General features: G+C 73.7%; 13 protein-coding genes. 11 read left to right on the top strand and 2 right to left on the bottom strand.

All coding sequences use genetic code 11. The features are described from left to right. Positions 1 to 30 precede the first annotated feature (30 nt). Genes A4R25_RS03500 through A4R25_RS03450 form a run of 11 tightly spaced genes read left to right on the top strand, consistent with a single transcriptional unit; the run spans position 31 to position 11,162 of the window. The gene (locus A4R25_RS03500) at positions 31 to 777 is read left to right on the top strand and encodes an SDR family NAD(P)-dependent oxidoreductase (protein WP_043323206.1); all 747 of its coding nucleotides are present in this window, start codon (positions 31 to 33) and stop codon (positions 775 to 777) included. Positions 778 to 812: 35 nt separating this feature from the next. Continuing rightward, positions 813 to 2,177: a M20/M25/M40 family metallo-hydrolase gene (locus A4R25_RS03495; RefSeq protein WP_043323205.1), complete on the top strand. Its 1,365-nt coding sequence runs from the start codon at positions 813 to 815 to the stop codon at positions 2,175 to 2,177. Beyond that, positions 2,174 to 3,001 carry an alpha/beta fold hydrolase gene (locus A4R25_RS03490; protein ID WP_064445582.1) on the top strand — a complete coding sequence of 276 codons (828 nt, stop codon included), beginning with the start codon at positions 2,174 to 2,176 and terminating at the stop codon, positions 2,999 to 3,001. Before A4R25_RS03495 ends, A4R25_RS03490 begins: the two co-directional genes overlap by 4 nt. Then, positions 2,998 to 3,462: an Ohr family peroxiredoxin gene (locus A4R25_RS03485; RefSeq protein ID WP_043323200.1), complete on the top strand. Its 465-nt coding sequence runs from the start codon at positions 2,998 to 3,000 to the stop codon at positions 3,460 to 3,462. The genes A4R25_RS03490 and A4R25_RS03485 overlap by 4 nt, the downstream gene beginning before the upstream one ends. Then, positions 3,449 to 4,438, top strand: coding sequence for an EamA family transporter (locus A4R25_RS03480; RefSeq protein ID WP_064445581.1), 990 nt, complete (start codon positions 3,449 to 3,451; stop codon positions 4,436 to 4,438). The genes A4R25_RS03485 and A4R25_RS03480 overlap by 14 nt, the downstream gene beginning before the upstream one ends. Positions 4,439 to 4,480: 42 nt before the next feature. Continuing rightward, positions 4,481 to 5,341 (top strand): IclR family transcriptional regulator, encoded by an 861-nt coding sequence (locus A4R25_RS03475; protein ID WP_064445580.1) that lies wholly within the window; start codon positions 4,481 to 4,483, stop codon positions 5,339 to 5,341. Continuing rightward, the gene (locus A4R25_RS03470) at positions 5,334 to 6,533 is read left to right on the top strand and encodes a CaiB/BaiF CoA-transferase family protein (protein ID WP_043330005.1); all 1,200 of its coding nucleotides are present in this window, start codon (positions 5,334 to 5,336) and stop codon (positions 6,531 to 6,533) included. Before A4R25_RS03475 ends, A4R25_RS03470 begins: the two co-directional genes overlap by 8 nt. 31 nt (positions 6,534 to 6,564) lie before the next feature. Continuing rightward, the gene (locus A4R25_RS03465; protein WP_043323192.1) at positions 6,565 to 7,404 is read left to right on the top strand and encodes a cyclase family protein; all 840 of its coding nucleotides are present in this window, start codon (positions 6,565 to 6,567) and stop codon (positions 7,402 to 7,404) included. Then, positions 7,397 to 8,803, top strand: a complete 1,407-nt coding sequence (locus A4R25_RS03460; protein WP_064445579.1) for an MmgE/PrpD family protein — start codon at positions 7,397 to 7,399, stop codon at positions 8,801 to 8,803. The genes A4R25_RS03465 and A4R25_RS03460 overlap by 8 nt, the downstream gene beginning before the upstream one ends. 22 nt (positions 8,804 to 8,825) lie before the next feature. Continuing rightward, positions 8,826 to 10,289, top strand: a complete 1,464-nt coding sequence (locus A4R25_RS03455; protein WP_043323186.1) for a dihydroorotase family protein — start codon at positions 8,826 to 8,828, stop codon at positions 10,287 to 10,289. 12 nt (positions 10,290 to 10,301) lie between these two features. Then, the gene (locus A4R25_RS03450) at positions 10,302 to 11,162 is read left to right on the top strand and encodes a CoA ester lyase (protein WP_064445578.1); all 861 of its coding nucleotides are present in this window, start codon (positions 10,302 to 10,304) and stop codon (positions 11,160 to 11,162) included. A 70-nt stretch (positions 11,163 to 11,232) separates the two neighbouring features. Here the strand turns inward: A4R25_RS03450 and A4R25_RS03445 are convergent, their stop codons facing one another. Further along, entirely contained in the window at positions 11,233 to 12,132 is a 900-nt protein-coding gene (locus A4R25_RS03445) for an ROK family protein (protein WP_043323180.1), read from the bottom strand. Between the two features lie 95 nt (positions 12,133 to 12,227). Then, a complete protein-coding gene (locus A4R25_RS03440) occupies positions 12,228 to 13,682 on the bottom strand; it encodes an argininosuccinate lyase (RefSeq protein ID WP_064446457.1) in 1,455 nt (484 codons plus the stop codon). Positions 13,683 to 13,697: the final 15 nt, after the last annotated feature.

The raw sequence follows: 13,697 nt of genomic DNA, 5'->3' as shown, positions 1-13,697 counted from the left end.
TGGCCGGACCGGAAAGGCAGGACACGCGACATGAACACCGACCCGAACCGGTTCGACGGCCGGGTGGCAGTGGTGACCGGGGCGGCCCGCGGCATCGGGGCCCGCATCGCGGCGACGCTCGCGCAGCGCGGGGCCACCGTGGCCCAGGCCGACCTGCTCGACGACTGGAGCGAGGCCGAGCTGTCCGGCGGCGCGCACACCCGGCACCGGGTCGACGTCCGGTCGGCCGGCTCCTGCGCCGCGCTGGTGGACGAGGTCCTGGACTCCCACGGCCGCCTGGACCTGCTGGTGAACAACGCCGGGATCGTCCGGCGCGGGCCGGCGGCCACGATGTCCGAGCAGGACTTCACCGACGTCCTGGACGTCAACCTCACCGGCACGTTCCGGATGTGCCAGGCCGCGTACCCGGCGCTGCGGCAGACGAGCGGCGCGGTGGTGAACATCGGCTCCACGAACGGGCACATCGCGGTGCTGAACACGCTCGGCTACTGCGTGAGCAAGGCCGGCGTGATGCACATGGCGCGCGTGCTGGCCCTGGAGTGGGCGCCCGACCGGATCCGGGTCAACGCCGTCGGACCGACCATCGTGCCCACCGACATGACCTCCGACGTACGTGGCGACGAGGCGTACCTCGCGGACAAGATGGCGAGCATCCCGCTGGGCCGGATGGCGCAGCCGCAGGACGTCGCCAACGCGGTCGCCTACCTGCTGAGCGACGCCGCCGCCATGACCACCGGCCAGACGATCTTCGTCGACGGCGGCGTCACCATCCACTGACTTTCCCCTCTCCGACCCCTTCTGTGAGGACCACCATGCCCAAACCGGATACCGCGGCCGCGCTGGCGGCCGTCGACGCCCACTTCGACGAGTTCGTCGAGGAGCTCCAGCAGCTGTGCCGCATCCGCAGCCGCCGCCAGGAGCCGGAGCAGATGGAGGCCACCGCCGAGTTCATCGCCGGATCGGTCCGCCGCTGGGGCGGCGAGGCCGAGATCATCCCGTGGGAGCAGTCGTACCCGTACGTGCTGGCCGAGGTGGCCGGCGAGGGCGACAAGGCGCTGCTGCACTTCACGCACTACGACGTGGAGGTCGAGCCGGCCGGTGACGACGCCGACTGGATCAGCCCGCCCTACGCGGCGGAGATCCACGACGGCCGGCTCTACGCCCGGGGCGTGGCCGACGACAAGGGCGTCATCATGTCCCGCATCCACGCGGCGGCGGCCTGGAAGCTCGCCGGGCTCACCCCGCCGGTGACCAACCGGATCATCTTCGAGGGCAAGAAGTGGCTGCACAGCCCGGGTCTGGGCTCGTTCGTGCAGGCGCACGCCGACCGGCTCGCCAGCGACGCGGCGCTGTGGGAGAACTCCTGGCTCGACGGCGAGGACCGGCTGCTGCTCAAGCTGGCCGAGAAGGGCGTGCTCTACCTGCGCCTCACCGCGCAGACCCTGCCGCGTGACCTGACCAGCCAGAACACCGCGCTGCTGCCGGCCGCCACGGCGCGCCTGGCCGCCGCCCTGGCGCAGCTGCAGCGGCCCGACGGCACCGTGACGATCCCCGGCTTCGCCGACGACGCACGGCCGCCGACGGACGAGGAGCGGGCGCTGCTGGAGAAGGTGGCGTTCGACGGGGACTTCCTGCGCAAGCGGGCCCAGGTCGAGCGGTTCACCGGCGACCTGGACGACCAGGCCGCGGCGGTGGCCATCCGGACCGTGCCGACGCTGACCGTGGCCGGCATCGCCGGTGGCGACATGCGTGACGACGTGACGCTGGGCATCCCGTCGACCGCGTCGGCGAAGCTGGAGATCCGGCTGGTGCCGGGCCAGGACCCGGAGCGCGTCCTCGGGTGCGTGCGCGACCACCTGGCCGCGACCGGCTTCGGTGACCTGCGCATCGAGGTGATGGCGACCAGCCGGCCCAACCTCACCGACCACCGCGACCCGTTCGTCGCGCTCGTCGCGGACGCGGCCCGCCGGGTGTACGGGACCGAGCCGGTGATCGAGCCGTACACGCAGTGGATCGGCAACCAGGGCGTGATCGCCGACCGGCCCATCGTCGGCGTCGGCGTCTCTCGGGCCGACTCCGGTGTGGACGGCCCGAACGAGAACATCCGGCTGGACGACTACAAGGCCGGCATCAAGCACGTCATCGAGGTCATGGCGGCGCTGGCGGTGGCCGAGTGACCCGGGCCCGCGGCGTGGCCCGCCGCGCCTACGTCGACGTGCCGTGGGGTCAGGTGCACTACCGGCACGGCGGCGACGCCGACGCACCGGTGCTGCTGATCCTGCACCAGTCCCCGCTCTCCTCGGCCACCTACGACGCGGTCATCGAGCCGCTGGCCCGCCGCGGCCTGCGGGTGATCGCCCCGGACACGCCGGGCTTCGGGATGTCCGACGCCCCGCCCCGCCCGTGGTCCATCCCCGAGTACGCGGCCGGCGTGTGGCAGTTCGCCGACGCCCTCGGGCTGTCCAAGGTGCACCTGCTCGGGCAGCACACCGGCGCGATCGTCGGCGCGCAGGCGATGATGTCGGCGCCGGAGCGGGTGCACCGGCTGATCCTGCAGGGCATCCCGCTCTACGACGAGCAGGAGCGGGCGGAGAAGAAGCGGTCGTACGCGCCCGGCTACTCCCCGGACCGCGACGGCGGGCACCTGAAGGTGATCTGGGACCGGGTGTACGGCCTGTACCCGGCGCTGACCCCGGAGGAGGCGAACCGCCAGGTCACCGAGTACCTGCTGACCGGCCCGGATTACGCCACCGCGTACCGGGCGGTGTTCGACCACCACGTCGACACGGCCGCCCTGGACGCGCTGCCCATCGTGCTGCTGCACGGCGCCGACGACCTGCTGGACCGGATGACGCCCCAGGTGCGGGCCGCGCTGCCCAGCGCCGAGCTGGTCACCATCCCCGGCGGCACCGACTTCGTGGCCGACGAGCAGCCGGAGGCGTTCGCCGACGCGGTCGCCGCGCAGGTGCACGCGGACCTGGGAACGGAGGTGCCGGCATGAACGTCGGCACCCCGGCGTCCGAGGCGAAGGTCGTACCGGCGAACACCGTCTACACCGCGAAGGTGGAGGTGTCCGGCGGCCGGGGCGGAAGCGCCCGGTCGCTGACCGGGTCGCTGCGGGTCGACCTGACCCGTCCCGCCCAGCGGGGCCCGGACGCGCCCGGCACCGACCCGGAGGAGCTGTTCGCCGCCGGCTACGCCGCGTGCTTCGACAGCGCGCTCGCCGTCGCCGCCCGCCAGGCCGGCGTCAAGCCCGGCCCGACGACTGTCACCGCCTCGGTCTCCCTCGGGCAGACCGACGACGGCCGGTACGCGATCGCCGTGGTGCTGGACGTGTCCGCGCCGCAGTGCCCGCAGGCCGACCTGGAGCGCGCGGTGGAGCTGGCCGACCGGATGTGTCCGTACTCGAACGCCCTCCGGGGCAACACCGCGGTGGCGATCCGGGTAAATGGACACCGCTGACCTGACCCGGCCCGCGGCGGCCCGCCACCCGGCGGATCCGCCGCGGCCCGCCGGCCCGATGGCCCTGGCCGTCGGGCTCGGCGCGGTCTACCTGATCTGGGGCTCGACCTACCTGGGCAACCGGGTGGCCCTGGACAGCATTCCGCCGCTGGTGGCCACCTCGGCCCGGTTCCTGGCCGCGGCGCTGCTGCTGTTCGCGGTGGCGGCGCTGTGGCGGGGACCGGCGGGGCTGCTGCTGCCCCGGCGGCAGTGGACCGGGGTGGGTGCCAGCGGGCTGCTGATGGTCGGCGCCGGCAGCGCGCTGCTGGCGCTGGGTCAGCTGTACGTGCCGACGGGTCTGACCTCGCTGCTGGTGGCCGGGATGCCGCTGTGGGTGCTGGTGCTGCGGCTGGTGGTCGGTCCGCGGCCGTCCCCGCTGGCGGCCGTGGGCGTACTCGGCGGTGTGGTCGGGCTGGCGCTGCTGTTCGCGGTGCCGACGCAGGGGTGGCACCTCGGCGGGATGCTGCTGGTGGTGCTCTCCACGATGGTGTGGGCGCTGGGCTCGACGCTGTCGCAGCGGCTGCGCATGCCGGCCGACCACCTGGTCGGCACCGGCTGGCAGATGCTCGTGGGCGGCCTCGCGGTGGCGGTGGCCAGCCTGGCCAGCGGTGAGCTGGGCGGGTTCCGCCTGTCCGACGTGACGGGCCGGTCCTGGCTGGCGTGGACCTACCTGATGCTCGTGTCCACGGTGGTCGGCTTCAGCGTCTACACGTGGCTGCTGCGCAACGCGCCGATCCAGCTCGCGTCCACCTACGCGTACGTCAACCCGGTGGTGGCGGTCCTGCTCGGCATGATGGTGCTGGATGAGTCGTTGTCCGGACGTCAGGTGCTCGCCGGCGCCGTGGTGCTCGCCTCGGTGGCACTGGTGATCGCGCGGGAGCGACCCCGACAGCCGGACGGCCTGCCGCCCGGGAAGACTCCGGTCGCGCCCGCCTGAGGCCCGGCGATCCCGCCCTACGTCGACAGTGGAGGAGAGAAGATGATCACCACAGCGGTTGTCGAGAGCGCCACCGCCGGCCGGACCCGCTCCGGCCTCGGACGCGCCCTCGACATCGTCAACATCATCGCCGAACGGGCGCCGGAGACCCTCGGCGTGTCGACGATCGCGCGGGAGCTGGGACTGCCCAAGGCGGTCGCGCACCGGATCCTCAAGGAACTGGTGGCCGACAGCTTCCTCACCTTCAACGAGGAGACCAAGCGGTACCGGCTGGGCAGCGGCGCGCTGGCGGTGGGACTGGCCGCGCTGCGCGCGCTGGACGTGCCGGACATCGCCCGCCGGTACCTGGTCCGGCTGGTGCGCGACAGCGGCGAGACCGCGACGCTGTCGGTGCGGCAGGGCTGGACCCGCGTCTACATCGACCAGGTGCTCTCGCCGCACGAGGTACGCATGTCGGTGTCCCTGGGCACCAGCCACGCGCTGCACTCCGGGTCGTCGTCGAAGGCGATCCTCGCGGCGCTGCCGGACGCGGAGATCGAGGACTACCTCGACCACCACCCGCTGGACGCGGTCACCTCGGCCACCATCACCTCCACCGCGAAGCTGCGGTCCGAGCTGGGCCGGGTCCGCCGCCAGGGGTACGCGGTGAGCATGGGCGAGCGGCAGAACGGCGCGGGCAGCGTGGCCGCGCCGGTGCGCTACGCGACCGGGCAGGTGTTCGGCTCGATCTCGCTGTGCGGGCCGCAGAACCGGTTCACCCCGGAGGTCTGCGCCGCGCACGGCGCGCTGGTCGCCGCGGCGGCGGCGGAGATATCCGCCGAACTGGGTTTCCGGCCGCCGGCGCAACGTGCCGCCGGACGGACGGGTCAGAAACAGAACTGGGGAGGTGGAACAGGTGAGTGACGGACCCCTGACGGGCCTGCGCGTGCTGGACGTCTCGACGATCCTCGCCGGACCGCTGTGCTGTCAGATCCTCGGCGACTACGGCGCCGACGTGGTGAAGATCGAGCACCCGACCATGGGTGACAGCATGCGCGGCCACGGCAAGACCAAGGACGGCCATCCCCTGTGGTGGAAGGAGATCTCCCGCAACAAGCGGCTGATCGGGCTGAACCTGTCCGCGCCGGACGGCGCGGCGCTGCTGCTGCGGCTGGCCGAGCGGGCCGACGTGCTGGTGGAGAACTTCCGCCCGGGCACGCTGGAGCGCTGGGGCATCGGCCCGGAGGAGCTGCACCGGGTCAACCCCGGCCTGGTGATCGCCCGGATCACCGGCTTCGGGCAGACCGGCCCGTACGCCTCCCGTGCCGGGTTCGGCACGCTGGCCGAGGCGATGAGCGGGTTCGCCCACCTGACCGGCACGGCGGACGGCCCGCCGACGCTGCCCGCGTTCGGGCTGGCCGACAGCATCTGCGGCATCGCCACCTCCTCGGCGGTGATGATGGCGCTGTGGCACCGGGAGCGTTCCGGCGGCCGGGGCCAGGTGATCGACATGAGCCTGCTGGAGCCGATCATGACCGCCGTCGGCCCGGGTCCCACCGTCTACGACCAGCTCGGCGTGGTGGAGCAGCGGCAGGGCAACCGGTCGACGAACAACGCGCCCCGCAACACGTACCAGACCAAGGACGGCTCGTGGGTCGCCATCTCCACCAGCGCCCAGGCGATCGCCGAGCGGGTGCTGCGGCTGGTGGGCCACCCGGAGGTGATCGACGAGCCGTGGTTCCGCACCGGCGTCGGCCGGGTGGCGCACGCGGACCTGCTCGACGAGTACGTCGGGTCGTGGATCGGCGAGCGGACCCGCGACGAGGTGGCCGCGGCCTTCGCCGAGGCCGGCGCCGCCGTCGCACCGGTCTACAGCGCCAAGGACATCGTCGAGGACCCGCACGTGCAGGCCACCGAGATGATCACGAAGGTCGACGACCCGGACCTGGGCCCGATGCGGATGCACAACGTCATGTGGCGGATGTCGGAGACGCCGGGCCGGATCCGCTTCACCGGCCGCTCCCCCGGCGCCGACACCGACGCCCTGCTCGTCGAGGAGCTCGGCTGCGACCCGGCCGAGATCGCCGACCTGAAAGCCCGTGGCGTCGTCGCCTGACGACGCCGACAGCCGAAACGCGAGGAACCCCGTGGGCACCACTGCCAGAACCGCCGACCGCCTGCTCGACGCCGTGCAGGCCGGCGTCACGATCTACGACCTGGGCCGGCGGCTGACCGTCGGCATGCCGCAGTCACCGAACCACCCGGCGTTCGGGCTCACCCTGCCGCGCCGGCACGGCGACATGGTGCGCGCCGACGGCGGCTCCGCCGCCAACGACCTGCTGGTCATGGGCACACACGTCGGCACGCACGTCGACGCCCTCGCGCACGTGTCCCAGGACGGCCGGCTGCACGGCGGCGCCGACGCCGCCGCGGCGCAGGTCGGCGGCCGGTTCGACGAGCTGGGCGTGCACACCGTCGCGCCGATGGTCCGCCGCGGCGTGCTGCTGGACGTGCCCGCCACGCTGGGCCTGGAGGGCTGCGAGGCCGGCTACGAGATCACCCCCGCCGACCTGGACGCCACCGTGTCCCGGCAGGGCACGCCGGTGGGCGCAGGCGACGTGGTGCTCATCCGCAGCGGCTGGGGCCGGCTGTTCGACCACGAGGACCGCAACCAGTACATCGGCAAGGACTCCGGCGTACCGGGGGTCGGCGCGGACGGCGCCGGCTGGCTGGCGCAGCGGGGCGTGCACGCGGCCGGCGCGGACACCATCGCCTTCGAGTGCCTGCCGCCGGGCAAGGGCCACAGCACGCTGCCGGCGCACCGGATCCTGCTGGTGGAGCACGGCATCTACCTGATCGAGACGATGGCGCTGGAGGAGCTGGCCCGCGACGGGGTGCACGAGTTCACCTTCGTCATGGCCCCGCTGCCGCTGTACGGCGCCACCGGCTCCCCGGTGCGTCCGCTGGCGGTGGTCAGCCGTGGCTGAGCCGACCCTGGGCCGGCACCTGGCCGCCTTCGCCGCCGACACCTCCGCCGCGACGCTGCCCGACGAGGTGGTCGCCAGCGTCCGGGCCCGCGTGCTGGACGTGCTCGGGCTCTGCGTGGCGGCGCAGCCGCTGCCGACCAGCCAGGCCGCGCTGGCGTACGTCGCCGAGCAGGGCGGCCGTGGCCAGGCCACCGCCGTCGGCGTGGACGAGAAGGTCCCGGCCGCGCTGGCCGCGTTCGCCAACGGCGTGCTGGCGCACTCCCTCGACTACGACGACACGCACCTGCCGTCGGTGCTGCACCCCAGTGCCACGGTGGTGCCGGCCGCGCTCGCCGCCGCCGAGCTGTCCGGCGCCTCCGGGCAGGAGACGGTGGCCGCGATCGCGGTGGGCCTGGAGGCGTGCGTACGCCTCGGCATGGCCGGCTACGACCCGGCGGCCGGCAACTCGGTCTTCTTCGAGCACGGCCAGCACGCCACCTCGATCTGCGGCACGCTGGGCGGGGCGGTGGCCGCGGCCCGGCTGCTGAAGCTGGACGCGGGCGGCACGCTCGACGCGCTCGGGGTGTCCGCCTCGATGGCGGCCGGGCTGATCGAGTCCAACCGCAACGGCGGCACCGTCAAGCGGATCCACTGCGGCTGGGCGGCGCACGCGGCGGTCAGCGCCGCGCAGCTGGCCCGGCACGGCGTGACCGGCCCGCCGACCGTGCTGGAGGGGCGCTTCGGCTTCTTCCAGGCGTTCCTGCGCGGCGAGTTCGACGGCGACGAGATCGTCCGCGGGCTCGGCTCCGAGTGGGCGGTGCCCGGCATCTTCTTCAAGCCGTACCCGGCGAACCACTTCACCCACGCCGCCATCGACGCGGCGATCGCGCTGCGCGAGCGCGGGCTGCCGCTGGACGAGATCGAGTCGATCACGCTCGGCGTGCCCACGCCGACGGTGCGTACCATCGGCCAGCCGATCGAGCGCAAGCGCGCGCCGCAGACCGGCTACGAGGCGCAGTTCAGCGGCCCGTATGCGGTCGCCGCTGGCCTGATCGGCGGCGGCGGTCTGGGCGTGGAGCTGGCCGACTTCACCGACGCCCTGGCGCACGACCCGCAACGGCGGGCGCTGATGGCGCGGGTCGACGTGGTGGCCGACGAGCGGTGCGACGAGATCTTCCCGCACCAGTTCCCGGCGGTGCTGCGGATCGTCACCCGGGACGGACGCGAGTGGGTGCAGGAGGTCCTGGCCAACCGGGGCGGCCCGCAGCGTCCGCTCAGCGACGCCGAGCTGGCGGTGAAGTTCCGCACGAACGCCGCGTCCCTGCCCGAGGCCACCGCCGCCCGCATCGCCGACGAGGTCCACCGGCTCGACCAGGCCCCCGACGTCCACGGCCTGATGGGCCTGATCAACCGCCGCTGAACCGAGCACGAGGAGCAACACCATGAGCACCTACGACCTGCTGTTGACAAACGTCCGCGTGGTCCGGCACGACCGGCCCGAGCCCGAGCTGATGGACATCGGCGTCACCGACGGGCGGATCAGCCGCGTCGCCCCGCAGATCGACCGGGCGGAGGCCGCCCAGGTCGTCGACGGCGGCGGCCGGCTCGCCTTCCCCGGCGTGGTCGACGCGCACCAGCACTGGGGCATCTACAACCCGCTGAGCGAGGACGCCGTCTCGGAGAGCCGCGCGTCGGTGCAGGGCGGCGTCACCACGGCGCTGAACTACATGCGCACCGGGCAGTACTACCTCAACCGGGGCGGCCGGTACGCCGACTTCTTCCCCGAGGTCCTGGCCGCGACCGAGGGCCGCTCCTACATCGACTACGGCTTCCACCTGGCGCCGATGTCGCGGGAGCACATCGGCGAGGTGCCGTCGCTGGTGGAGGAGCACGGGGTCACCTCGTTCAAGATCTTCATGTTCTACGGCAGCCACGGCCTGCACGGCCGCTCCGCCGACCAGAACTCGTTCCTGATGATCCCGGAGGGCGAGCGGTACGACTACGCCCACTTCGAGTTCGTGATGCGGGGCGTCCAGGCGGCCCGGGAGCGTTTCCCCGAGTTGGCCGACGAGATCTCGCTGTCGCTGCACTGCGAGACCGCCGAGATCATGAGCGCGTACACCAAGCAGGTCGAGCAGGACGGCACGCTGCGCGGGCTGGAGGCGTACCACGCGTCGCGGCCGCCGCACTCCGAGGGACTGGCCGTGTCGATCGCGTCGTACCTGGCGCACGAGACCGGGCTGCCGAAGATCAACCTGCTGCACCTGACCTCGGAGAAGGCGGTCGACGCAGCGCTGCGGATGGCGCGGGCGTTCCCGCACATCGACTTCCGCCGCGAGGTGACCATCGGCCACCTGGTGGCCGACATCGACACCGCGCACGGCCTGGGCGGCAAGGTCAACCCGCCGCTGCGCCCGCGCGCCGACGTCGAGGCGCTCTGGGGGTACGTCCTGGACGGCAAGATCGACTGGGTGGTCAGCGACCACGCCTGCTGCAAGGACGAGGTCAAGTTCGGTGAGCCGCGCGACGACATCTTCGTCGCCAAGTCCGGCTTCGGCGGCGCCGAGTACCTGCTGCCCGGCCTGGTCACCGAGGGCAACCGGCGCGGCCTGTCCTACCAGCGGGTGGCGGAGCTGACCTCGTGGAATCCGGCCCAGCGCTTCGGCCTGCGCAACAAGGGCGCGATCGCGCAGGGGTACGACGCCGACATCTGCCTGGTCGACCCGAACTCGACCTGGACGGTGCGCGCGGAGGACTCCGAGTCGACGCAGGAGTACACGCCGTTCGAGGGCTTCGAGCTGACCGCCCGGGTCACCGACACCTTCGTGCGCGGGCAGCACGTGCTCGTCGACGGCAAGGTCACCGGCGAGCCGGCCGGCCGCTACCTCGCCCGCCCGCAGCGGTAGGGGGAACGACTGATGGCGGCGGTGGCGCGCAGTTACCTGTACGTGCCGGGCGACCGGGCGGACCTGCTGGACAAGGCGGCCGGGCGCGGCGCGGACGCGCTCGTGCTCGACCTGGAGGACGCGGTCACGCCGGCCCGCAAGGCGCACGCCCGGGAGACGGTCGCCGGGTACCTGGGCGCCGCCGCGCCGGCCGGCCCCGAGCTGTGGGTGCGGATCAACAGCGACCAGGTCGCGGCGGACGTCGAGGTGCTCTCCCCGGCGGCGGCCGGGGTCTGGGTGCCGAAGGCCGAGCCGGAGCTGCTCGCCGAGGTCGACGCCGCGCTGGCCCGGGTGCAGCGGCGGCTCGGCCCGGACGCCCCGGCGTTCCGGGTGGTGGCGCTGATCGAGACCGCCCGGGGCGTGCTCACCGCGCCGCGGGTGGCCGAGGCGCCACGGGTGCTGCGGCTCGGCCTCGGCGAGGCGGACCTCGCCGGTGAGCTGGGGTTGCAGCCGGGACCGGAGCGGGCGGAGTTCGCGCCGATCCGCTCCCAGGTCGTGGTCGCGTCGGCGGCGGCCGGCATCACCCCGCCGGTGGGACCGGTGGAGACGACGCTGCGCGACCCGGAACGGCTGGAGCTGACCACCCGGGCGCTGCTGCGGCAGGGCTTCCGGGCCCGCAGCGCCATCCACCCCGGGCAGATCGCGACGATCAACGAGGTGTTCACCCCCACCGAGGCCGAGGTGGCCTCGGCGCGGGCCGTGCTGGAGGCGCTGGAGCGGGCCGAACGCGGCGGCTCCGGGGTGGCCACCGACGCCGACGGGCGGCTGCTGGACCGGGCGGTGGTGCGGGCCGCCGCCGAGGTGGTACGCCGCGCCGAGGCGTCCACCGACTGAACCCGCGAGAAACGACCGGGCGGGGCGCCCCACCGCGCCCCGCCCGATCCGTTCCCGGCGCCCGGCCCGCTCAGACCACCGCGGGTTGGGCCTCGACGGCCATGGCGAGCGAACCGAGCAGCGCGGCGTCCTGCGCGAAGTCCGACAGCACGATCTCCGGCGGATACGGCAGCGTGTGGGTGAGCCGTTCGGTCAGCAGCGCCCGCACCAGGTCGTTGCCGGCGACGCTGCCCACCAGCACGATCCGCTGCGGGTCGAGCACGAGGCAGCAGGTGACGAGGTGGCGGGCGAGTTCGTCGACGCGTCGGCGGAGCTGTTCGCGTACCTCGCCCGGCTGTTGCGCGGCCGCGCACAGGCCGGCCGCCCGGCCGTCCACGCCCAGCCGCTGCGCCAGCTCGTCCAGGGCCCGGCCGGAGAACGTCGCCTCCAGCATCGGTTCCAGGCGGGGCGGCCAGCTGTGGTCGGTCAGCCCGTAGGCGATCTCCCCGGCGGCGCCGTGGCGGCCCGGCAGCACCTCGCCGTTGACGGTGACCGCCGCCGCGACGCCGGTCCCGAGCCCGACGACGAGTCCCGGGTCCGCGTCGCGCAGCGCCCCGAGCCGCAGCTCGGCGTGGGCGGCTGCCTTCAGGTCGTTCGTGACCCGCACGTGCGCCAGGTTCAGGTGGGCGCGGACCGCGTCGGCGAGCCGCAGCTGCTCCCAGCCGGGCACGTTCGGCGCCAGTTCGATGCCCTCGTCGTGGACCACGCCGGGCGAGGCGATGCCCGCCGCGACGAGCGTGCCGCCGGTCTGCTCGGCGAGTTCGCGGGCCCGGTCCAGCGCCCGGGTGAGGGCCTGCTGCGCGCCCTGCTCGGCATTGGTGGGCAGGCGCTCGGAGACGAGCAGCCGGCCGTCGGCGTCGCCCACGCCGATGGCCATCTTGGTGCCGCCGAAGTCGATGCCGAGCAGGCGCGGATTTGCCGGTCGTTCCATGGTGATGTCAGATCGCCCTTCGGGCCGTCGGTCCAGATCACGTGGTCGCCGCGACACGACGTCCGCGACCACGGCCAGCTGCGTCTGTCGCCCCGTCACGGGCCTACCCTCGCCGCGACCGCCTCGGCGAGAGCCGTGTCGGCACGGGTCAGCCGCTCGCGCAACGCCTGCGCCCGCTCCTGCACCGCGTCGAGCATTGTAGACAGTCGTCTGACCTGGTCCCGGACGGCCGCCTCGCCGGGCCCGTCGGCCTGGGCACGGCGCAGCACGAGTTCGGGGCGGACCGCGGCGGCCAGCAGGTCCCGCACCGCGGCGTCGTCGAGCGTCAGACCCAGCTCGGCGGCGGTGGACCGGACCAGGTCCCCGGTCCAGGTGGCGGGCGCGCCGCCGCGTACCAGGCGGCCGAGCAGCGAGTGGGCGCCCCGGAACGGCACGCCGTGGCGGGCCAGCGCGTCGGCCGCGGCGGTGGTGGTGGCGCCGGAGGCGACGATTTCCTCAGCGGACGGCGGGCGCAGCGGGTCCAGCTTCTCGATCAGGCCGCCGAGCAGCGAGAAGAACCGGTACGCCCGGTCGTCGCCGTCCCAGAGCCGGGCCTGCACGTCGGTGGTGGCGTTGTTGGAGTCCTCCCACCAGGCGGCGCCGACGTTGTTGAGCACGCTCGCGGCGTCGGCCGCGGCGGCGCCGGCCATCGAGACGAGGTGCTCCAGCACCACCGGGTTGCGCTTCTGCGGCATGATGCTGCTGCCCTGGGTGAACTCGCCGGGCGTGACCACCCAGCCCCAGCTCAGCCAGTCCATCAGCGTGCGGGCCAGCCGGGCCCCGGTGGCGAGCGCCTGCGCGTTGAGCGTGGCGACCCGGACCAGGTGGTCCGCGCCGGCCACCGCCTCGTACGAGTTGACGATCAGCTGGTCGAAGCCGAGCAGGTCGGCCAGCCGCCGGGGCGAGATGTCCAGGTCGGTGCCGGCGAACGCGCAGGAGCCCAGCGGCGAGCGGTTCATCTCGTCCAGCAGGTCGGCGTACGCGGCGGCCTCACCGGCAAGAGCCTCGGCGTAGCCGGCGAAGACGTGCCCGATGCTGGTCGGCTGGGCCGGGCGGCGGTGCGTGTAGCCGGTGACCACCACGTCGGCGTGCCGGTCCGCGCGGTCCAGCACGGTACGGCCGGTGGCCAGCAGCGCGTCGAGCACCTGGAGCAGCTGGTCGCGCAGCACCATCCGGAACACGCCGGCGTCGAGGTCGTTGCGGCTGCGCGCGAGCTGCACGCTGAGCTGCGACGGCTCGATGCCCGCCGCGGCGGCGAGCCGCTTCTCCAGCGTGTAGTAGACGTCCTCGACGCTGCCGTCGTACTCCAGTTCCTCGGGCCGGTCCCCGGTGAGGGTGACCAGGCCGCGCAGCATCGTGGCGGCGGCCTCGTCGGTGATCAGTCCCTGCTCGGCGAGCATGACGACGTGGGCCTTGCTGGCCGTGACCATCGCCGGGTAGAGGTGGGCGACGTGGTGGTCGAACACCACCCGGAGGTGGTGCTGTTGATAGACGGTCAGTGACGGGCTCATGGTGGCCTCCCGAGG

Source organism: Micromonospora sp. NBRC 110037 (assembly GCF_001652995.1).
Lineage (GTDB): Bacteria > Actinomycetota > Actinomycetes > Mycobacteriales > Micromonosporaceae > Micromonospora > Micromonospora chalcea.
Note: the sequence above shows the minus strand (reverse complement) of the source record. Positions and strands in the feature narration are given on the sequence as shown.